The following is a 21,670-nucleotide window of genomic DNA, read 5'->3' as shown; positions in this document are numbered from 1 at the left end:
TTCGCGGGCAAGCTCCGCTCCCACAAAAAGCGCCATCCCCTCAAGGAAATGGATGCTGTCCCTCAAAAATCGGCCCCTCAAAAATCGCGCTTGTAGAAAATATCCAGGGAACTGGCCACGCCACTCGCCGCCTCCAGGTAAACCTTCTTGCTCAACATATAACGCAAGGCAATGGTATTGGCCGGTTCGAACACCCCCACCCCATAGCGCAAGCTCAGCTTCTCGGTGATCTTGCCGCTGGCCACCACCGACGTGGTGCTGCCACTGCCCTGGGTATCGAGGGAAAAATCCTCGATGCCCAGGTTCTTCGCCAGGTCGCCGGTCAACCCGGCACTGCCCATCAAACCCAAGCCCAACGCCGCCTGGGCCAGCATATTGCTGTCTTCGCCGGTGGTGCTCAAGGGGCGTCCCAGCACCAGGTAGGACAATGCCTGCTCCTGGCTCATGGCCGGTTCCGAGAAGATCTGCGTGGTGGGCTGCTCGGCGCTGCCGCTCAGGCGAATACCGGCAATCACGTCACCGGTCTGGCGAATCGCCTCGATATCCAGGTAAGGCTGGTCAATGGGACCGGCGAACAGCAATCGCGCCCGGCGAATGGTCAGGCGCTGGCCATAGGCGCTGTAGCGTCCGTCATTCAGGCGCAGCTCACCCCGGGTGTCGAGGTTGTCGCCGATATGCACCTGACCCTGCAAGTCGGCGCTCAGGCCAAAGCCGTTGAAGCTGAGCTTGTCCTCCCCCACCAGCACCTCGATATCCATGGACATCGCCAGCGCCGCCTTGCCCTCTGTGGTCGGCTGGCCAACGATCAACGTGTCGTCGGAGACCTTGACCGTCGACGGCGGCAGCTCGCGCACGGTGATCGCGCCCTTGGGCACATGCACCTTGCCGGCAATCGCCAGCTTGTCACCGTGCATTGACACCGTCAGGTCCGGCGCGACTTCCAGCGCCGCATACGGCTCGACACTGACCGGCAACTGCGAGCCCTTGATCGCCAATTCCAGCTGTAGCGCATCGGTCCAGTCGATATGCCCAGCCAGGCTGCCGTGCCCGGCGTCGCCACCGGTCCAACTGCCGTTGAGCTGGACCCTTTCCCCGGCAATCTGCGCCTGCACCCGCAAGTCCTTGATCGTGGTGGGGACCTCCGAGCCGGAAACCTCGCCGCCGCTCAAGGTCAGGTTACCGTCGACCTTGGGTGCCAATAGGCCGCCAGACAAGCGCCCACTGCCATCCAGGCGCCCGGCCAGGGTCTCGACCTTGCGCACGAAAGGCCGGGCCACGCTGAGGTCGAGACCGCTGAGGCGGAAATCGCCGCTCAGGGGCTTGTTCTTCGCCAGGGGATCGATCTGCGCCTGGAGCATCAGTTCGCCAAGTTTGCCACCACGAAAATCCAGGACCGTATCGACCCGACGCGGGGTCAGGTTGCTGGTCAGCCTGAGGGTCTCATAGGGGAAATCCAGCCATTTGCGCCGCTCACGGATGCGCAGGATACCGCCACTGGCATCGATCATGATCTGGCCCTTGGGGCCGCTGGCCGGCAGGTCCAGTTGCAGGTCGGCGTTCAGCCGGCCTTGCCAGGCGAAGTCGCGGGGCATCCATTGCCCGAGGCTTTCCAGGGGGAACTGTTTGAGGTGATAACGCAAGCGCGGCTCGGGCATCAGCCGCTGGTCCTCGCCACACAGGCTGGCCTCCCCCGACAACCAACAGTGGCTGCCGAAGTTCAGCCGGCCATCGGCGAGGTATTCGAGTTTGGCCGGGTTCTGCAGCTTCCAGTCCTGGCCGCCGGTCTGCACATCGCCCGAAACCAGGCGACCGCGCCAGTTGCCTTTGTCGAGCCCGCCGTCCAGGTCGAGGGCCAGTTTCAGCAGCGGGCCTTGCAGAGCGAGTTGCGCCTGCTGGCGCTTGAGATCGCCCTGCCCGTGCAAGATCAGGCTGCCCAGGGCCGTGTCGCCGGCCTGGATACCGTCGCCCTTGAGGTCCAGCCGTCCGCGTTGGGCACTGTCCAGATCGGCTTCGAGACTGAGATCGTGCAGGCGGTTGGCGGCGAACACCAGTTGCTGGCCGTGCAGGCTGACCTTGCCTTGCGGCGCCTTGAGCGTACCGGCGAGTTCGACCCGGCCCTTGACTTGCCCGCGCAACTGCGGCCAGAGCTGGCCCAGGCGCGGCAGATTGAGGTCGAGCCGCCCGGCCAGGCGTTGCTGCAGGCTGCCGCTGCCCTGGATGCGGTTGTCGCCGAGGCGAATGTCCAGGGCACTGAGGGTCCATTGCTCGCCTTTACCGCCGGCCTTGGCCTGGAGCTGCGCCGGTTGCCCGCGCAATTTGCCCTTGAGGTCGATATTGGCCTCGAGGACAAGCTGCTGGTTCTTCAATTCGCCTTTGCTGCGCAGCGGCCCGGCCAGGGTCCCGGGCAATTCCGCCAGCCAATACGCCGGGTTGAGTGCACTCAGGTCCAGCGCGGTGTCCCAGGCGATACCATCGGCGAATTGCAGGTTCAGGTGCCCGCTGGCCTTGCCCTGCCCCGCGGTCAGTTCGAGCTGCGGCAGGGCGATCTGTTTCAGGTCGCCACTGAACGGCGTCAGCAGGCTGAACTTGCCCGCCGGGCCGTCGAGATCGGCCTGGACGTAGCCCAGGTAGTTGCCATCGCGGTAATGCACTTCGCCGACCAGGGTCCGCGCCTTGACCGCCGGCTCCTCGATCAACGGGTACAGGCGATGCCAGGGGAAGTCCAGCCAGTCGACCTTGGCGTCGGCGCTGAAGCCCTTCTGCCAGTCCAGCTCGGCGCTGAGCTTCAGCCGCTGCCTGGCATCGGCCGTCAGGTCCAGCGCGGCGATCTGCGCCCCCTGCGCATCGACCCGAGCTTGCAGGTTCAGGTCGACGGGGCCTTGCTCGGCCGGCAGCACGGCCTTGCCCTGGAGCTGGTAGCCGTCTTTCAGGTTGCCGCTGCCGGTGAGCTCCAGTTGATTGAGTTGCAGGGTATCCGGCAGCTCGGCGCTGGCCTTGAAGCCATCGGCGCTGATCCGCACCCGGGCCGGCAGGTGCTCGGCCAGGGCCTCGAGTTCGCCCGTGAGCCGGCCCTGCAGATAACCGCTGCTGTTGGCCTTGAGCTTGAGGGTCTTGAGCAAATCGCCCTGCACCTCCAGCGCCAGGGCCCAGGGCACACCGCCCGGAGCCGGTAACAGCAGCTTGCCCTCGGCCTCCAGCGGCCAGTCGCCGCTCGGTTGCAGCAGCCCGGACAGGTCCAGGCTGAGGTCGTCATGCCGCAAGTGCACGGTATCGATCTGCAACCCCTTCGCAGTCCAATGCGCGGCCAGTTGCAACTCCTTGAGCTGCTCGCTGCCGTCGAGCCACAGGCTGCCGATACGCACCTGGCGCAACTCGATCGCCACCGGCAGTTTCAGCGTCGGCAAGCTCAGCGGCCCGCTCTCGGCAGGCGCACCCGGCTCGAAGCGCAGGTCGACCCGCTCGACGTCCAACTGATCGATGCACAGGACAAAGTGCGTCAGGCACAGCGGTGACCAATTGAAGCGCGGCTGCTGCAATTCAACCCGATTGGCGCCCTGTTGCCAGAGCAGATGATCGGCAGTCCACTGGCCGGCCAAATGGCCGTGGAAATTTTCCACGCTCAAGCCCGGCACTTGCGCCAACGCCCAGCGACTGCCGGCCTGGGTGCCCAGCAGCAAACTCAAGGACACCAGCAACAACAGAATCAGCGAGACAAGCGCCAGGCCGAGTATTTTCAAACCACGCGTCACAACTCAGGCCCCATGGAAAAGTGCAAACGGATACCGCCGGGATCGTCCAGCGCATGGGCCAGGTCGAGGCGGATCGGCCCCACCGGCGAAACCCAGCGTACACCGATGCCGACGCCGGTCTTGAGGCTCGGCAATTCCAGGGTATTGAACGAATTGCCCTGGTCGACGAAGGTCGCGACCCGCCATTTCTCGGCGATGGAATATTGGTACTCAAGACTTCCAGCGACCATGTAGCGCCCGCCGGTCCGCTCGCCCTCGGCGTTTTTCGGAGACAGGCTCTGGTAGTCGTAGCCGCGCACGCTCTGGTCGCCACCGGCGAAGAAACGCAGGGACGGCGGCACGCTCTGGTAGCCGTTGGTGGCGCTGCCACCGAACTGGATCCGGCCAAGGAAGCGATGGTTATCCCAGACCGTGGTCAACCCCTTGAGCGTGGCCGTGCCGTACAACAGGTTATTGTCCGAGGCCAGGCCTTCCTTGGCGACCTTGCCGTCGAACTCCAGGCGATAGCCGTTGTGCGGATCGATACGATTGTCGCTGCGCAGGTAGGAGTAATTGATGCCCGGCATCAGCAAGGTACTCGTCCCGGTATCCTCGCCGAGGCGATACTCCTCGCGCTGCCACTTGAGCGAGATCACCCGCTGCCAGCCGCTGGGCAACTTGCTGTGCCATTCCGGGCCGACGGTGAGCAATTGACTCAGGCTGTCGGTGTTGGAGATTTCTTCATACTGGTAGCCGGCCGCCCAACGCAGCTTGTCCGTGAGCGGCGGGTCCAGCGGGCGGTCATACCAGATGCCGATGTTTTGCCGGGGCGCGGAAATCTCGCTTTCGATACCGTAGCTGTCGCCCTGGGCATTGACCCAGTGACGGGTCCAGTTGGCCTTGACCCGAGGCCCGACGTCGGTCGAATAGCCCAGGCCCAGGCCCATGGTGCGCGGCTTGCGGGTATCGAGCTGGACCTCGACCGGGATCACCTGGTCCTTGGCCGCCATCGGCGCGGCGTCCACCCGCACGCCTTCGAAGTAGCCGCTCGATTGCAGGGCCTGGTTGAGCTCGGCGATCAGTTCTGAATCGTAAGGGGTACCGGCCTTGAACGGCACCATGCGGTGCAGCAGGTCTTCGTCGAAGGGGGTGTCGCCGGCAAAATGCACCGGCCCCAGGGAATAGCGCGGACCGCTGTCATAGATCAGCTCGATATCGGCGACACCCGCCTGGGGATCGACGATCAGCTTCTGGCTGATAAAGCGCCCGCTGAAAAATCCGTAGCGCGAGGCCTGGTTGAGGATCAACCGCTTGGCGTCCTCATAGTGCCCGTGGTTGAGCACGGCACCGGGCTTGAGGGCGTCCCCCTTGGGGACCCGGAAGGCCTTGAGGCTGGCGGCCGGCCCTTCGATGCGCACGCTGACGTTGCGCAGGTGCACCGGTTCGCCGGGGTCGATGGTGAGGATCAGTCTGGGTGTCTTGCCGGCCTCGACTTCGGTCTCGATCCGCGGCTGATAATAGCCGAGCGCCTGGGCGGCCTTGCGTGCCTGTTCCTGTGCGCCGCGGCTGAAACGCCGCAGGGCATTCTCACCACGATTACCGAGACTGCCAATGTAGCCTTCCACATTGGCCTTCAACTCGTCATTCGCCGGCTTGACCCGTACATCGAGTTCGCTTTGCGCCAGGGCCGCCATGCTGCAACAAAGCAGAAGCAAACCGCCGGTCAATCTTATAGAAAACATCATAGGCGCGGATGCTATCACGGGCTGGGTTAGGGCCGTCATAGAACGCGAAACCGACCGGAAAGTTCGACAGTCAAGCCATTGCTGTTTGTAACACCTGAGGGTTGGAGTGATAAAAAACGTGTTCGCGGATCGGTCCCACCGCCACCTCGCCGATGTCCTCGTAACCCTGGCGCTTGTAGAACTCCAGGTAGCGCGGGTTACCGGTATCGAGCACCACGCCTTGGGAATGCGGGTCCTCGGCACACCAGTTGTGCACTGCCATCAGCAGTTGCTCGCCATAGTGCTGGCCCTGGAACTGCGGGTGGATACCCAGCAACGGCAGTAGATGCACCGAATTCGACGGCAGGCAGGCCAGCACCGCCTGCTGGTATTCCAGATAACGGCGGGTACAACGAAAGCCGGTGCTCAGCACCATGCGCATGCGCCAGACCCAGCTCTCGGTGATATCCAGGCGACGTTGGGGCGGGGCGATCAGGGCGATACCGATCAGGCGGTCATTGACCAGCAAGCCAATCGCCGGCAAATCCTCGACAAAGTGCTGCTTGACCCGCTCGCGCACCGTGGCTCGGACCCGTTGCTCGTAGCCCGGGCGTTCGGCCTCGAACAGATAGGCGAAAGTCGGTTCATGCCGATAGGCCTGGTACAACAGGGAACGTGCTTCGCGTGAATAACCACCGTCGAGCAGATGGACCTGGGCCATGATCTCTGGCATATCCGGCATGGGCGTCAACCTCTCTGGCCGCGGCGCACTACCGCGACGATCTGAGAGCAACGTTAGCAGTGCAACGGAACTCCCGCCACGCTGGCCGTCACCAGACTTGTCGGCTAGCATCGCTGTTTTGCCAGGACTGCCGCCCATGAAGATCGTCTCGTTCAACATCAACGGCCTGCGCGCCCGGCCCCATCAGCTGGCGGCGCTGATCGAAAAACATCAGCCGGACGTTATCGGCCTGCAGGAAACCAAGGTTTCCGATGATCAATTCCCACAGGCCGAAGTCGAAGCCCTGGGTTACCACGTACATTTCCATGGTCAGAAAGGCCATTACGGCGTGGCGCTGCTCTCGCGCCAGGCGCCGCTGAGCCTGCACAAAGGCTTCGACGGCGACGACGAGGAAGCCCAGAAGCGCTTTATCTGGGGCAGCTTCGCCGATGAAAACGGCACGCCGGTGACCATCATGAACGGCTATTTCCCCCAGGGCGAAAGCCGCGACCATCCGACCAAGTTTCCGGCCAAGGAACGCTTCTACCAGGACCTGCAACATCTGCTGGAAAGCCGGTTCAAGCATGACCAGCCGCTGGTGGTGATGGGTGATATCAATATTTCCCCGGAAGACTGCGATATCGGCATCGGCGCCGACAATGCCAAACGCTGGCTGAAAACCGGCAAATGCAGTTTCCTGCCGGAAGAGCGCGAATGGCTGGCCCGCCTGAAAAACTGGGGGCTGGTGGACAGCTTCCGGCACCTGCACCCCGAGGTGAATGACCGCTTCAGTTGGTTCGACTACCGCAGCCGTGGTTTTGAAGACGAGCCCAAGCGTGGCCTGCGGATCGACGTGATCCTGGCCTCGAACGGTCTGCTGCCACGGGTCAAGGCCGGAGGGGTCGACTATGAATTGCGCGGCATGGAAAAACCTTCCGACCATGCACCGATCTGGCTTGAGCTGAGCTGATCCGGCGTTCGGGCTTGAGGGCCTCTTCGCGGGCAAGCTCCGCTCCCACAATGTCCGGGGCTGACCGAGAGTTTGCGGTGTGACTCGGTCCTGTGGGAGCGGAGCTTGCCCGCGAAGAGGCCAGAACAAACACCAGCACCGCTACAGACTGCTCACCCCACCCTGTCATCCATCTGAAACCTGACTGACTTATTCTTGCAGCACTTCGGCCCATTAAAGGTGCAGGCCCCATGCTGCGCGCGCGCTCACTGTTGATCCTCTGCGGCCTGCCCGCCCTGACCCTGGCGGCCCTGCCGGCGCCGCCCGACGACGGTCCGGCCCTGCGCATCCAGGGTTCCAACACCATCGGCGCCGACCTCGGGCCGGCGCTGGTCAAGGGCTGGCTCGAGGAACAGGGCCTGCATGGCGTACACCTGGCCCATACCGGCAGGGACAACGAGCAGCGCGTACTCGCCACCACCGAGCAAGGCCGCCGGGTGCGGGTCGAAGTCGCCGCCCATGGTTCCAGCACCGGTTTCACTGCCCTGAAAGCCGGCACCGCGGACCTCGCCGCCGCCTCACGCCCGATCAAGGACGCGGAACTGACGGACCTTGCCGACCTCGGCGATCTGAAAAGTCCCGACGCCGAACAAGTGATCGCCATCGACGGCGTGGCAATTATCCTGCACCCGCAAAACCCGCTGACCCGTCTGAACACCGACGACCTGGCGCGAATCTTTTCCGGCGAAGTGAAAACCTGGGAAGAACTGGGCGGGATCGGCGGCGCCATTCACCTCTATGCTCGCGACGAAAAGTCCGGGACCTGGGACACCTTCAAGGAGCTGGTGCTGGCCCGGCGCGGCAAGTCCCTGGCCGCCGGTGCCAAGCGCTTCGAATCCAGCGAACAGCTGTCCGATGCGGTCAGCCAGGATCACCAGGGCATCGGCTTTATCGGCCTGCCCTATGTACGCCAGGCCAAGGCCGTGGCCATTGTCGACGGCGATTCGCAAGCGATGCTGCCGCTCGCCAGCCTGATAGCCACCGAGGATTATCCGCTGTCGCGGCGGCTGTTCTTCTACCTGCCGCCCAACCGCCAGAACCCCTGGGCCACCTCCCTGGTGCGTTTCACGCAAAGTCCGGCGGGCCAGGCGATTGTCGCCAGCAACGGTTTTGTCGCGCAGACAGTACAGGCCATTTCAGTCACTCCCAGCCCGGCCATGTCGCCGGAATACCAGGCCTTGGCGAAAGAGGCGCAACGGCTGTCAGTGAATTTTCGCTTCGAGGAAGGCAGCGCCAGTCTGGACAACAAGGCCCGCCAGGATGTACTGCGGGTCCTGGACTACTTGCATGCCCAGGGCAAGCTGAACAAACAGGTGACCCTGGTGGGCTTTGGCGACACCAAGAACGACCCGGCCCGCGCCGCCCTGCTGTCCAAGCTGCGGGCCATGGCGGTACGTCGGGAACTGGTGAAGGGCGGCGTAGTGTTTCGCGATATCCAGGGCCTCGGCGCACAGATGCCGGTGGCGGCCAACACCGCGGATGCAGGCCGCATCAAGAACCGTCGGGTCGAGGTCTGGGTTTACTGAAGGATGATTGCCTGGAGCCTGGCAACCCTCTCAGGTCTGGCCGACATTTGAGATCTGAGCAACATTTGTGGCGAGCGGGCTTGCCCGCTCGCCACAAGACCGTGTTTCCGTTCTGCCTAGCGCTCCGAACGCATCATCTCGCGCGGCACATATTTGCCGATCTCGTACTTGCCGATCGCCGCCCGGTGCACTTCATCCGGGCCGTCGGCCAGGCGCAGGGTGCGCTGCATGGCATACATGTAGGCCAATGGGAAATCGTTGGAAACCCCGGCCCCACCGTGGATCTGGATGGCCCGGTCGATTACCTTCAAGGCCACGTTCGGCGCCACCACCTTGATCTGCGCGATCTCGCTTTTCGCCACCTTGTTGCCGGCGGTGTCCATCATGAAAGCCGCCTTCAGGGTCAACAGACGCGCCATGTCGATCTCCATCCGCGAGTCGGCGATCTTGTCGATATTCCCACCCAGACGCGCCAACGGCCGACCGAACGCGGTACGGTTGACCGCGCGCTTGCACATCAGCTCCAGCGCGCGCTCGGCCATGCCGATCGAACGCATGCAGTGGTGAATCCGGCCCGGGCCAAGGCGACCCTGGGCAATCTCGAAACCACGGCCCTCGCCCAACAGCACGTTTTCATAAGGCACCCGCACGTTCTCGAACAGCACCTCGGCGTGACCATGGGGCGCATCGTCGTAACCGAACACCGGCAACGGACGAACGATCTTCACCCCCGGGGTATCCACCGGCACCAGGATCATCGAGTGCTGCTGGTGACGCGGCGCGTCCGGGTTGCTCAAGCCCATGAACACCAGGATCTTGCAACGTGGGTCGCAAGCGCCGGAAGTCCACCATTTCTTGCCGTTGATCACCCACTCATCGCCCTGGCGCTCGGCCCGGGCGGCCATGTTGGTGGCGTCGGAGGAAGCCACATCCGGCTCGGTCATGGCGAACGCGGAACGGATCTCACCGCGCAGCAGCGGTTCCAGCCAGCGCTGCTTCTGCTCTTCATTGGCGTAACGGACCAGCACTTCCATATTGCCGGTGTCCGGCGCCGAGCAGTTGAACGGCTCAGGCCCGAGCAGCGAGCGCCCCATGATCTCCGCCAGGGGCGCGTATTCCAGGTTGGTCAGGCCGGCACCCAGCTCGGACTCCGGCAGGAACAGGTTCCACAACCCCTCGGCCTTGGCACGGGCCTTGAGCTCTTCCATGATCGCAGTGGGCTGCCAGCGATCGCCTTCGGCGACCTGGCGTTCGAACACCGGTTCGGCCGGATACACATAAGCGTCCATGAACGCGGTCACGCGCTCACGCAGTTCCTGAACCTTGGGTGAATAGGCGAAATCCATGGGCAGCTACCTTCTTGAGTAGGTGGTCGGGGTCATGGAATCGATGCTAGTGCAGCTACGAAAATTTACCAAAGCTATTCTCGCCGTGTATTAACATTCATCACCGATATATGATCGGCTGATCGAACCCTAACAATAAGAGCGCCGCGAAATGAATCTGAGCAAGGTCGACCTCAATCTTTTCATCGTCTTCGACGCCATCTATACCGAGGCCAACCTGACCCGCGCCGGGCAGATCGTCGGCATCACCCAGCCGGCGGTGTCCAACGCCCTGGCGCGGTTGCGCGAGACCTTCAACGACCCGCTGTTCGTGCGTACCGCCCAGGGCATGGTGCCCACGCCAATGGCGCAGAACATCATCGGCCCGGTGCGCAACGCCCTGTCGCTGCTGCGCGTTTCGGTCCAGGAAAGCCGGATCTTCAACCCGTTGCAGGCGAACAAGACCTACCGCATCAGCATGACCGACCTGACCGAGGCAGTGATCCTGCCGCCGCTGTTCCAGCGCCTGCGCCGCCTGGCGCCGACGGTGGCGATCGAGAGCTTCCTCTCCAAGCGCCGCGAGACCACCAAGGAACTGGCCGCCGGGCGTATCGACTTTGCCGTCGACGCGCCGCTCAACACCGACCCGCAGGTGCGTCATGTCAAGCTGATGGAAGACCGTTATGTGTGTGCCATGCGCAAGGGCCATGCGTTGGCGGGCAAGGACAAGCTGACCCTGGATGACTATATGGGACTGACCCATATCCATATCTCCAGCCGACGCAACGGCCTCGGCTATGTCGACCTGGCCCTGGGCAAGATGGGCATCCAGCGCAAGATCGCCCTGCGCTCGCAGCATTACCTGATGGCCTCGCAGGTGTTGCAACAGACCGACATGGTCATGACCGTGCCGGAGCGCTTCGCCCGCCGCCATGACCTGCATTACTTCCCGTTGCCGGTCAACGACGTGCCACCGGTGGAAACCCACCTCTACTGGCACGAAAGCACCGACCAGGACCCGGCCAACCGCTGGATGCGCGAACAGATGATCGAACTGTGCCAGCAGGTCACCGCCCATGAGAAGAAGCTCGACAAGGCCTGAGCCAGAAGAAAGCACTGTTCACTTGAATCTGAACGCATGCCCTGTGGGAGCGGAGCTTGCCCGCGAAGGCGGTCTCAAGATCGCTAGAAGCTTCGCGGGCAAGCTCCGCTCCCACACAAGCCCCGCTCGCCACAAGAGGAACCGCGTACTACCGGCAAGCTTGACGTATACGTCAAGCAGCCTTTAGCTTAGCGCCATGACCTTTCTCGAGCGCTTCCATGAGCAGCCAGACCTACAGCATCTCCGACCTCGCCCGCGAGCTTGACATCACCACCCGGGCCATTCGCTTCTATGAAGAGCAAGGTCTGTTGACTCCTGAACGCAAGGGTCTGGAACGCATCTACTCGGCCCGGGACAAGGTGACCCTGAAACTGATCCTGCGGGGCAAGCGCATCGGCTTTTCCCTGGCCGAGTGTCGCGAACTGATCGAGCTCTACGACCCCACCAGCGGCAACCAGAAGCAGCTCAACAGCATGCTGGCGAAAATCACCGAGCGCCGTGCGCAGTTGGAACAGCAACTGCTGGATATCGAGCAGATGCAACTGGAACTCGACACCGCCGAGGAGCGCTGCCATCAAGCCCTGCAGACCCTGGAAACCCGGGCCCTTTAGGCACTATCACATAATCTTGTAAACACCGCCCCTGTAGGAGCCGGCTTGCCGGCGATGGTGTCCCAGGCACTGCAAGGCTCAAGGGCCTCATCGCCGGCAAGCCGGTTCCTACAGGGGGACCGCATCAGTACTGACCACTTTGCGCAAGGTATCCCCATGTCCCTACCCACCCACGTACGCCTGATCGAAGTCGGCCCCCGCGACGGCCTGCAGAACGAAGCCCAACCCATCAGCGTGGCCGACAAGGTGCGCCTGGTCGACCGTCTCAGCGACGCCGGCCTGGGCTATATAGAGGTCGGCAGCTTCGTCTCGCCCAAATGGGTGCCGCAGATGGCCGGCTCCGCCGAAGTCTTTGCCCGGATCCAGCGCAAGCCGGGGGTCACCTATGGTGCCCTGGCGCCCAACCTGCGCGGTTTCGAAGATGCGCTGGCAGCCGGGGTCAAGGAAGTCGCGGTGTTCGCCGCCGCGTCCGAAGCCTTTTCCCAGCGCAATATCAACTGTTCCATCAGCGAAAGCCTCGAACGCTTCGTACCGATCATGGACGCCGCCCGCCAACACGGCGTGACAGTGCGCGGCTACGTGTCCTGCGTGCTCGGCTGCCCCTATCAAGGCCCGGTCGCCGCCGAGCAGGTCGCCGCCGTGGCCCGCGAGCTGTATGCCATGGGCTGCTACGAAGTGTCCCTCGGCGACACCATCGGCACCGGCACCCCGGGCGCCACCCGGAGGATGTTCGAGGTGGTCTCGGCCAGCGTCCCACGGGAAAAGCTCGCCGGACATTTCCACGATACCTACGGCCAGGCCATGGCCAATCTCTACGCCAGCCTGCTCGAGGGCATCCAGGTCTTCGACAGCTCCATCGCCGGCCTCGGCGGCTGCCCCTACGCCAAGGGCGCCAGTGGCAACGTCGCCACCGAAGACGTGCTCTATATGCTCAATGGCCTGGGCATCCACACCGGTGTCGACCTTGACCAGCTGCTCCTGGCCGGTCAGGAAATCTGTGCCGTGCTGGGACGTGTTACTGGCTCACGGGTTGCCAAGGCACGGCAGGCGGTGTGAATGTGTCCGGGTGTTACCGTTTGGAAACACAAACGAGTAACACGGAAACAGATTCACGACATCGCCTTTGGCCAAAGGTTCGCAAAAAATATCAAGACATTGATTTTAAAGGATTTTAAAAAGTTGGCACGCCACCTGCTATATCTCCTGCATAACAAGAATAAAAAGCGGCAAACCCATAAAAATAAGACGTACCGACTCTGACATAACAAAAACAACACGGCAGAGACGCAGCTAACAGATTTTTTTGGAGAAGGTGTGCTTTCAGGGAACCCTCGGGTCACCTGCAACCGGACAGAGAACAATAAAACTACCTCAAGGTAGCTCCCGAACTGGTTGGATCACCTGATAAAGCAGATCAGCGCTCAAAAAAATACGTTTGCTCTTTGACCCCGGATGGGGGTCACCTAAACGGCGAGAAAGGGTCACGGTTGACAAAAACAACAACAGACCGCCCCTCAATAATAAAAAAAGAGCATACAACAACACATTCAAGGGGAGCTTCGGCTCCCCTTCGTGTTTGTGCGATTCCCCTCCCCTCTGAATGCACAGCTACCGCACGGTGCAACGAATGCACTGGCCCATTCGAATAACGCATCGGGTTTCACACAATGACCTGCGAAACCTTCGCACGCGGCGTTTTCAACATCTCCATTCATTGACTGACGCGTCCTAGCCCTAGCACAAGACGATAGACCAACGCCCATATCCGGCTATTTTCGGCAACCAGATTACTGATCCCAACCTTATGATTCAGCTCAGTTTTTTAAACTTTTATCCGCTGACGGCGGGCATAAGCTGAACACTCCATTCACAGAAAAAGCCCATCGTCATGAGCACCGAGCAACCCGCCCCCGCCACACCACCACGCTCCCTCAAAAACCATCGCCTGATCATGAAGCGGCTGCCGTCGTGGCTAACCCAGGCCTCGCTGATCCGACGCCAGGCCTTTGCCGCCCGCGTCAGGCAGAGCCAGACCTCCAAAGCCGCGCTGGCGCGCCATCTGCACGGTTTCAAAAGCGCCGGGGATTTTGCCGCCCCCCTGCTCTCCCGGGCCCTGGAGGAACGCTATGGCCCCGGCCTGGACATTCACCAGGACCAGCTCAAGCACGTCCATATCCTTGCGGCGGCCACCCTCGGCCAACCACGCCAGGAAAACGTTATCGTGCAGAGCCTGCTGCAAGCCGCCCTGCAAAATTTCGAAAGCAGCGAAACCGGCCATTTCGGCTTCGACCGCGGTTCGGCGATCCTGCGCAAGACCACCGGCGTCCTGAACCCCCCCATCACGCCGGCTGACTTCGCCGCCCTCTGTCGCCAGCTCGACCTCGGTGGCCAGTACAAGCAACACGTGGAAAGCTTTCTCCTGCCCGTCCATCAAGGTCGTCCAAGCCCGGTCTATAACCAGCTCTTCGAGCAACATGAACGCGACGAGCTGGCAGTGCAGGCGGAGATCGCCCTGATGAAAGGCGCCCTGGACCTGTCGGCCTACCAGATGCTGCAAAGCCTGCTCGACCCGACCCAGGCAGCGCGCTGGAACAAGCACCCGGTGCAATGCTGCTATCTGACCTTGCTGGACTTCCCCAACCCCGGCAGCGGCGACTGGGGCGCGGTGCTCAAGGGCGTCCTGCTGATCGAACAAAGCACCCCGGTCGCCGGCGCCACGCCCTGCGTGGTTTATCGCTCGGGCGATGCGCATCAGGCCGTCAAGCGCTACCCCTCCTTCACGGCCTTCCACGATGAACTCAGGGAACACCTGCGGGATAAAAGCCATCAGGGTGTCTTCAAGCGTTATGTTCACCTGCGCACGCAACCGCTGTTGTTCCACACCCTCAATGAGCGCCTGAGCCCCGTCGACCCAACCAGTGGACAGCGCAAGTCCGACCCGAACGCCAACCTGAACCTGGAAAAAACCCCGCTGGGAGAAAACGCCTTGCGCGAGTTCTGCACCCTGCAAGTGGTGAAGATGCTCGACGATGCCCAGGTCACGGCGGTGCCCACCGACGACGAGGATAAGAAAACCCGCACGGCGCGCCTGCACTCATTGCTGAACTGGACGGTCAACCTGTTGTTCCTGGTACCGGGGCTCGGCGAAGCCATGCTCGCGGTCGCCGCCGCGCAATTGGTCGTGCAGCTCTACAACGGGATCGAAGAATGGCGCCATGAGGAGAAAGAGCAAGCGGTACTCGGCTTTCTCGGGGTGCTGCTGAATCTCGAACTGTTGGGGTTGGGAACCGCGCTGGCCATGGATTTTGAAGGTTCGTCGTTCATTGAAGGACTCAAGCCGGTCCAGCCGCGGCAAGGCGAACAGGCACTCTGGAAAGCCGACCTGACGCCCTATGAACACGCCCTGCCCGCCATGCCGGAACTGCAGCCCGATGCCGCCGGGCTCTATCACTATCAGGGCAAGACCTACCTGGGCCTGGACGGTCGCCATTACCAGATCAACCCCGGTGCCACGGCCAACCGCTTCCACCTGCAACACCCGAACAACCCTGACGCCTATGCGCCGCTGGTCCATCACAATGGCAAGGGCACCTGGCTCCATGAGTTCGAACAACCCTGGCAGTGGCGCAAACCGCAGCTGTTTTCCCGGTTGAGCCCGGACGCCGCCAGCCTCGACCCGGCGTCCGCGGACCAGGTTCTGCGATTGAGCGGGGTCGACGAGCATGTCCTGCGACGGCTGCTGGTGGACCGCGAGCGGCCCCCGGCCCTGCTCGACGACAGCGTGACCCGTTTCAAGCTCGACCAGGACCTCAAGCGCCTGGTGCAACGCCTGCAAAGCGGTGGCGCGGCCAACCCTTCGCTGGACGAACTGCACATGGAACTGCAATTGCTCACCAGCGAAGCGGTCTGGCCGCGTTCGAAGGTACTGCGGCTGCTGGATCGACACGGTGTGCCGCTGAAGGAATACCCCGCCGGCCAGGTGCAAGCGTTGCAACGCATCGACCTCGGCTGGCCAGGACTCGATGCCAACCAGCTGCTGCGCAACGTTCTGGAGAAACTCGACGAAGCGGAAATTCGCGGCTTGCTGGGCGAAGACTTCGGTGCCGGCCCCATCAGCCTGGACGCCCGCACCGTGGCGCTCAGGCGCAAACTCGCGGCACAGGCCGCCAACCGCCGGGCAGCACTGTTCGATTCGCACTATCGCTATCGAACCCAGTCCGAGAACCCTGCCGTCGCCGTGATCCGGCGCGACTTTCCGAGCCTGCCGGGCAGCATCGCCGAGGAATTGCTCCGGCACGCCAGTCCGCCCGAGTACAAGCTGCTGGTCGAGGCGCGACGCGTGCCCTTGCGGCTCGCCGAGGAGGCCCGGCACTACGGCCGTAACCTGCGCCTGGGGCGGGCCGTGGAGGGACTTTACCTCGATGCGGCGCGCAACCCCGACACCGACAGGATCATCCTGGGCCAACTCGGCAAGCTGCCGGGCTGGTCGAAGCAGGTGCGCCTGGAGATACGCGAGTTGTCCTTCAGTGGCCGCTTGCTCGACAGCCTCGGTCCGGAGCAGGCGACGATTCACAAGGTGCTGGTCAAAAAAGGCGATCTCTACGAAGCCCATGATGCCCTCGGCCAGGAACTGCACGGCCCCGACGACCTGTACGGCAGCGTCCTGCACGCCCTGCCCGACGCCGAGCGCAAGGCCCTGGGATTTCCCGGCACCCACGAGGCCGGCAAGCTGAAACGAACAGTGCTCAAGCAACCCTTGCCCAGCGCCAAGGAGCTGGGAACACGCCTCGGCCTGCCGCCGATCAAGCCCGGCTACGTTCCGCCGATGCGCCTGGCCGACGGCCGGCTCGGTTATCCACTCAGCGGTCGCGGCGTCGGCGGCCGGCCCCTGGGCAGTCGCTCCTCGGCCTTCACCGAGCTTGCCCAATGCCTTTACCCCACGCATTCCTGGCAGGCGGTCGAGACCTTCCTCCAATTGCGCGGGCTGAACGAAGGTGCGGCGGTGCAACGCCTCGAACAACTGGAGAGCGAGTACAACACCCTGTGCACGGAACTCGAAGCCTGGATCGGCACACCGCCGGCTCCCGCGGAGACAGTGATGCTCAAAAGCCATATCGCCAGAACCTTCAAGGAATGCTGGCGCCGGGAACCCGGCCAACGCGCCACCCTGGACGGTTACCGGCTCAACATTGTCCTTTACGACCGCGACGCTCGGCTGCCGGTCCTCACGGCCGACTTCAGCCATGTCACCGAGCTGTACCTGAGCCTGGCCCACCCGGATATCACCACGGGGTTGAACAGCTTCCTCGGCCATTTCCCGCAGTTGAACCGGCTGTACCTCAGTGGCGGAGCCCTGACCGAGGTGCCATCGGCGCTGGGTTCGATGACCCGGCTGACCCACCTCAGCCTGAGCAACAACAATATCGTCCTGAGCGAAGAAACCGCCGCGCTGCTGTCCGCGATGACCCGTCTGACGGATCTGAACCTGGCCAACAATCCGGGACTGGGGCGCACACCGGATTTCTCCACGCTGCTCGGTCTGACCCGCATCGACCTGCACGGCTGTGGGCTCGCCACCTGGCCGACCGGCTACGAGCGGCTGCCGGCCCTGGCCCGCCTGGACCTGGGTACGAACCAGCTCACCACGGTGCCGAGCACGCTGCTGAATCTCAGCCAACGGGGCCAACGAATCGCCAGTACCCTCAACCTCCATGGCAACCCCATCGGGACCAGCGCCCTGGACGACGTCGCGAGCTACCATGCCGAAACCGATATCGACCTGGGCCTGGACCTGCCGACCGACTCGGACCCGGAAGCCGACCTGAGCAGCGACGACGAACCGGCGCATGACCGCTGGGGCTCCCGTGGCACCGTGCAACGGGATGAGAGTGCCTGGTTGTACAGGCTCGCGCCCGAGGAACAGCAGGCCTTTCGCGATGCCTGGACGCGCCTGGCCGCCGAGGAGCCGGTCGATCAGTCCGAAGCATTTTTCCGGGTGATCAGCGACCTGGAACAATCCGCCGATTATGAGGACAAGGTCACCCGCCCGGCCCTCGTGGACAAGGTCCGGCGCATGGTCCGGGCCGCAGTCGAGGATACCGCACTGCGCGAGAAGCTCTTCCTCAAGGCCAGCGCGCCGCAACCGGACGCCTGTGTCGACGGCATGACCGTGGCCTTCAGCGACATGGGCTTCGACGTGTTGTTGTATGAGGCCTATGCCGAACCGGAGGCCCAACGGATCGAATTGAAACTGCTGCGACTGGCCAAGGGCAAGGCACGCCTGGATCGCGTCAACGGGCACGCCCGGGCACTGATCGCCAAGCGCAGGGCCGAGGGCGCGGATCCCGACGAAGCGGAAATCTACCTGGCCTATCGCGTCGGTCTGGCCGAGCGACTGGTACTGCCCTGGCAGGCTTCGAAGATGGTTTACGAGGACGTTGCCCGTGTCAGTCAGAGCCAGTTGGACAAGGCTTACCTGGCCATCCTGCAACAGGAATCGCAACCCGGGGATGCCGTCAGGCAGATCGTCAAGCAGGCATTCTGGAAGGACTACCTGGAGATCCAGTACCTGCAGGAGCTCAGCCAGAAAGAGACGCTGCGCGAACAAAAGAGCGATGCACTGGTGGATCTGCAAACGGCAGAGGAACGCTGGTTCAACAACGGCAAGCTGTCGGCGGATGAAAAGGCCAGGCTGGAAGCAGCGATGAAAGCGGCGGCCGCGACCCTGGGCAAGCCCGAGTCGGAGGTGTTTGCCCGGAGCATGACCGACGCCGAATACCAGGCCCTCTATGAAGCCATCGCACGTGAGTACAACGACGAGTTGGAGCGCCTGACCGAAGCGGCGTTACGCGAGCACGGGCTGGCGAGCTGAATCCCTCAGGCCAGACACCGCCCCTGTAGGAGCCGGCTTGCCGGCGATGACGTCCGCAAGATCGATGCCGGACTTGCCGGCCCCATCGCCGGCAAGCCGGCTCCCACACGGACCGCACCCGGGACGGGACCGTCCGGCAAAAATGTCCGATTGACAGTCGGAGCCATCACCTTTACGTTAACGTAAAGGTGAATAACGCCCCACACCAACGCCTTGCTCAACCCATAACAAAAGGTGCCTCATGAGCTATCCGACCCTGAACTTCGCCCTCGGTGAAACCCTCGACATGCTCCGTGACCAGGTGCAGACCTTTGTCGCCCGGGAGCTGGCGCCGCGGGCCGCGCAGATTGACGTGGACAACCTGTTCCCCGCCGACATGTGGCGCAAGTTCGGCGACATGGGCCTGCTCGGCATCACGGTCCCGGAAGAGTACGGCGGCGCCGGCCTGGGTTACCTGGCCCATGTGCTGGTGATGGAAGAAGTCAGCCGCGGCTCGGCCTCGGTCGCCCTTTCCTACGGCGCCCACTCCAACCTCTGCGTCAACCAGATCAACCGCAACGGCAATCACCAGCAGAAAACCCAGTACCTGCCCAAGCTGATCAGCGGCGAGCATGTCGGCGCCCTGGCCATGAGCGAACCCAACGCCGGCTCCGACGTGGTCTCGATGAAACTGCGCGCCGACAAACGCGGCGAGCGCTACGTGCTCAATGGCAGCAAGACCTGGATCACCAACGGTCCCGACGCCAACACCTATGTGATTTATGCCAAGACCGAGCCGGAAAAGGGCGCCCACGGCATCACCGCCTTTATCGTCGAGCGCGACTGGAAAGGCTTCAGCCGCAGCAACAAGTTCGACAAGCTCGGCATGCGCGGCTCCAACACCTGCGAGCTGTTCTTCGATGACGTCGAAGTGCCGGAAGAAAATATCCTCGGCGTCCTCAATGGCGGCGTGAAGGTGCTGATGAGCGGCCTCGACTACGAACGCGTGGTGCTCTCCGGCGGCCCGACCGGGATCATGCAGGCCTGCATGGACCTGGTGGTGCCCTATATCCACGACCGCAAGCAGTTCGGCCAGAGCATCGGCGAATTCCAGCTGATCCAGGGCAAGGTCGCCGACATGTACACCCAACTCAATGCCAGCCGCGCCTACCTGTATGCGGTGGCCCAGGCCTGCGAACGCGGCGAGACCACCCGCAAGGACGCCGCCGGGGTGATCCTCTACAGCGCCGAGCGCGCGACCCAGATGGCCCTCGACGCGATCCAGATCCTTGGCGGCAACGGCTACATCAACGAGTTCCCCGCCGGACGCCTGCTGCGCGACGCCAAACTGTATGAAATCGGCGCCGGCACCAGCGAGATCCGCCGCATGCTGATCGGCCGCGAACTGTTCAACGAAACCCGCTGAGGGGCGCGCACATGGCAATCCTGCACACGCAACTCAATCCGCGTTCGAGCGAGTTCGCCGGCAACCGCGCGGCGATGCTCGAACAGGTCGTGGCCCTGCGTACCCTGCTGGCTCAGGTCCAGCAAGGCGGCGGGCCGAAGGCCCAGGAACGGCATGCCTCGCGGGGCAAACTGCTGCCTCGGGAACGGATCAACCGCTTGCTCGATCCCGGTTCGCCGTTCCTGGAGATCAGCCAATTGGCAGCCTACGAGGTCTACGGCGAAGACGTCCCGGCTGCCGGGGTGATTGCCGGTATCGGCCGCGTCGAAGGCGTCGAATGCATGATCGTGGCCAACGATGCCACGGTCAAAGGCGGTTCCTACTACCCGCTCACCGTTAAAAAACACCTGCGGGCGCAGACCATCGCCCAGCAGAATCGTCTGCCGTGCATCTACCTGGTGGACTCCGGCGGCGCCAACCTGCCGCGCCAGGATGAAGTGTTCCCGGACCGCGAGCACTTCGGGCGGATCTTCTTCAACCAGGCCAATATGAGCGCCCAGGGCATCCCGCAGATCGCCGTGGTCATGGGCTCCTGCACCGCCGGCGGAGCCTATGTGCCGGCGATGGCTGACGAAGCGATCATGGTCCGCCAGCAGGCGACCATCTTCCTCGCCGGTCCGCCGCTGGTCAAAGCCGCCACCGGTGAAGTGGTGAGTGCCGAGGACCTTGGCGGTGCCGATGTACACTGCAAGATCTCCGGCGTGGCCGACCATTACGCCGAGAACGACGAGCACGCCCTGGCCCTGGCCCGGCGCAGCATTGCCAACCTCAACTGGCGCAAGCTCGGTGAACTGCAGCAACGCACGCCCATCGCGCCGCTGTACAGCGGCGACGAGCTATATGGCGTGGTGCCGGCTGACGCCAAGCAACCATTCGACGTGCGCGAGGTCATTGCCCGGCTGGTGGACGGCTCGGTGTTCGATGAATTCAAGGCGCTGTTCGGTACCACCCTGGTCTGCGGCTTCGCCCACCTGCACGGTTATCCCATCGCGATCCTGGCGAACAACGGCATCCTCTTCGCCGAAGCCGCGCAGAAAGGCGCGCACTTTATCGAACTGGCCTGCCAGCGCGGCATCCCGCTGCTGTTCCTGCAGAACATCACCGGCTTCATGGTCGGCCAGAAATACGAAGCCGGCGGGATCGCCAAGCACGGCGCCAAGCTGGTCACCGCCGTGGCCTGTGCCAAGGTGCCGAAATTCACCGTGATCATCGGCGGCAGCTTCGGCGCCGGCAACTACGGCATGTGCGGCCGGGCCTATGACCCGCGCTTCCTGTGGATGTGGCCGAACGCGCGAATCGGCGTCATGGGCGCCGAACAGGCCGCCGGGGTCCTGGTGCAGGTCAAGCGCGAGCAGCACGAGCGCAATGGCGAGCACTTCTCGGCGCAACAGGAAGCCGAGATCAAGCAGCCGATCCTCGACCAGTACGAACACCAGGGGCACCCGTACTACTCCAGTGCCCGGCTGTGGGACGACGGCGTCATCGACCCGGCCCAGACCCGAGAAATCCTTGGCCTGGCACTCTCGGCCGCGCTCAATGCGGCGATCGAACCGAGCCGCTTCGGCGTGTTCCGGATGTGACCGTCAGCCGCCGGTTCGCGCCTGCCCAG

General features: G+C 63.2%; 12 protein-coding genes. 8 read left to right on the top strand and 4 right to left on the bottom strand.

Annotation, left to right across the window (positions count from 1 at the left end):
• Positions 1-77 precede the first annotated feature (77 nt).
• The 3 genes from M5B99_RS18065 to M5B99_RS18055 all read right to left on the bottom strand — a co-directional run bounded on the left by M5B99_RS18065 (position 78) and on the right by M5B99_RS18055 (position 6,194).
• Complete coding sequence (locus M5B99_RS18065) at positions 78-3,749, bottom strand: translocation/assembly module TamB domain-containing protein (RefSeq protein ID WP_248805314.1); 3,672 nt, start codon at positions 3,747-3,749, stop codon at positions 78-80.
• A complete protein-coding gene (locus tag M5B99_RS18060) occupies positions 3,746-5,473 on the bottom strand; it encodes an autotransporter assembly complex protein TamA (RefSeq protein WP_248805313.1) in 1,728 nt (575 codons plus the stop codon). Before M5B99_RS18060 ends, M5B99_RS18065 begins: the two co-directional genes overlap by 4 nt.
• A gap of 70 nt (positions 5,474-5,543) precedes the next feature.
• Complete coding sequence (locus M5B99_RS18055; RefSeq protein ID WP_248805312.1) at positions 5,544-6,194, bottom strand: GNAT family N-acetyltransferase; 651 nt, start codon at positions 6,192-6,194, stop codon at positions 5,544-5,546.
• 136 nt (positions 6,195-6,330) lie between these two features.
• Between M5B99_RS18055 and xthA the strand changes: the two genes are divergently transcribed.
• Both xthA and M5B99_RS18045 read left to right on the top strand, forming a co-directional pair.
• The gene (xthA, locus tag M5B99_RS18050; protein WP_248805311.1) at positions 6,331-7,143 is read left to right on the top strand and encodes an exodeoxyribonuclease III; all 813 of its coding nucleotides are present in this window, start codon (positions 6,331-6,333) and stop codon (positions 7,141-7,143) included.
• A 230-nt stretch (positions 7,144-7,373) separates the two neighbouring features.
• A complete protein-coding gene (locus M5B99_RS18045; RefSeq protein WP_248805310.1) occupies positions 7,374-8,708 on the top strand; it encodes a substrate-binding domain-containing protein in 1,335 nt (444 codons plus the stop codon).
• A 116-nt stretch (positions 8,709-8,824) separates the two neighbouring features.
• On the opposite strand, the gene M5B99_RS18040 is transcribed toward M5B99_RS18045, so the two are convergent.
• A complete protein-coding gene (locus M5B99_RS18040; protein WP_100943900.1) occupies positions 8,825-10,054 on the bottom strand; it encodes an acyl-CoA dehydrogenase in 1,230 nt (409 codons plus the stop codon).
• Positions 10,055-10,205: 151 nt separating this feature from the next.
• Between M5B99_RS18040 and M5B99_RS18035 the strand changes: the two genes are divergently transcribed.
• The 6 genes from M5B99_RS18035 (at position 10,206) to M5B99_RS18010 (ending at position 21,641) form a co-directional block, all read left to right on the top strand.
• A complete protein-coding gene (locus M5B99_RS18035) occupies positions 10,206-11,135 on the top strand; it encodes a LysR family transcriptional regulator (protein WP_248805309.1) in 930 nt (309 codons plus the stop codon).
• 218 nt (positions 11,136-11,353) lie between these two features.
• Complete coding sequence (locus M5B99_RS18030) at positions 11,354-11,746, top strand: MerR family transcriptional regulator (RefSeq protein ID WP_248805308.1); 393 nt, start codon at positions 11,354-11,356, stop codon at positions 11,744-11,746.
• A gap of 156 nt (positions 11,747-11,902) precedes the next feature.
• Positions 11,903-12,802 carry a hydroxymethylglutaryl-CoA lyase gene (locus M5B99_RS18025; RefSeq protein ID WP_248805307.1) on the top strand — a complete coding sequence of 300 codons (900 nt, stop codon included), beginning with the start codon at positions 11,903-11,905 and terminating at the stop codon, positions 12,800-12,802.
• An 832-nt stretch (positions 12,803-13,634) separates the two neighbouring features.
• The gene (locus M5B99_RS18020; RefSeq protein WP_248805306.1) at positions 13,635-18,617 is read left to right on the top strand and encodes a dermonecrotic toxin domain-containing protein; all 4,983 of its coding nucleotides are present in this window, start codon (positions 13,635-13,637) and stop codon (positions 18,615-18,617) included.
• Between the two features lie 241 nt (positions 18,618-18,858).
• Positions 18,859-20,022, top strand: a complete 1,164-nt coding sequence (locus tag M5B99_RS18015) for an isovaleryl-CoA dehydrogenase (protein WP_248805305.1) — start codon at positions 18,859-18,861, stop codon at positions 20,020-20,022.
• A gap of 11 nt (positions 20,023-20,033) precedes the next feature.
• Complete coding sequence (locus M5B99_RS18010; protein ID WP_248805304.1) at positions 20,034-21,641, top strand: carboxyl transferase domain-containing protein; 1,608 nt, start codon at positions 20,034-20,036, stop codon at positions 21,639-21,641.
• Positions 21,642-21,670: the final 29 nt, after the last annotated feature.

The organism is Pseudomonas sp. MWU13-2100 (genome assembly GCF_023242365.1).
Taxonomy (GTDB): Bacteria; Pseudomonadota; Gammaproteobacteria; order Pseudomonadales; family Pseudomonadaceae; genus Aquipseudomonas.
Note: the sequence above shows the minus strand (reverse complement) of the source record. Positions and strands in the feature narration are given on the sequence as shown.

Excerpts from the sequence above, each read along its gene's own strand:
- M5B99_RS18010 (WP_248805304.1), top strand. The coding sequence starts at position 20,034 with ATGGCAATCCTGCACACGCAACTCAATCCGCGTTCGAGCGAGTTCGCC.
- M5B99_RS18055 (WP_248805312.1), bottom strand. The coding sequence starts at position 6,194 with ATGCCGGATATGCCAGAGATCATGGCCCAGGTCCATCTGCTCGACGGT.
- M5B99_RS18015 (WP_248805305.1), top strand. The coding sequence starts at position 18,859 with ATGAGCTATCCGACCCTGAACTTCGCCCTCGGTGAAACCCTCGACATG.
- M5B99_RS18060 (WP_248805313.1), bottom strand. The coding sequence starts at position 5,473 with ATGATGTTTTCTATAAGATTGACCGGCGGTTTGCTTCTGCTTTGTTGC.
- M5B99_RS18025 (WP_248805307.1), top strand. The coding sequence starts at position 11,903 with ATGTCCCTACCCACCCACGTACGCCTGATCGAAGTCGGCCCCCGCGAC.
- M5B99_RS18045 (WP_248805310.1), top strand. The coding sequence starts at position 7,374 with ATGCTGCGCGCGCGCTCACTGTTGATCCTCTGCGGCCTGCCCGCCCTG.
- M5B99_RS18020 (WP_248805306.1), top strand. The coding sequence starts at position 13,635 with ATGAGCACCGAGCAACCCGCCCCCGCCACACCACCACGCTCCCTCAAA.
- M5B99_RS18040 (WP_100943900.1), bottom strand. The coding sequence starts at position 10,054 with ATGGATTTCGCCTATTCACCCAAGGTTCAGGAACTGCGTGAGCGCGTG.
- M5B99_RS18035 (WP_248805309.1), top strand. The coding sequence starts at position 10,206 with ATGAATCTGAGCAAGGTCGACCTCAATCTTTTCATCGTCTTCGACGCC.
- M5B99_RS18030 (WP_248805308.1), top strand. The coding sequence starts at position 11,354 with ATGAGCAGCCAGACCTACAGCATCTCCGACCTCGCCCGCGAGCTTGAC.
- xthA (WP_248805311.1), top strand. The coding sequence starts at position 6,331 with ATGAAGATCGTCTCGTTCAACATCAACGGCCTGCGCGCCCGGCCCCAT.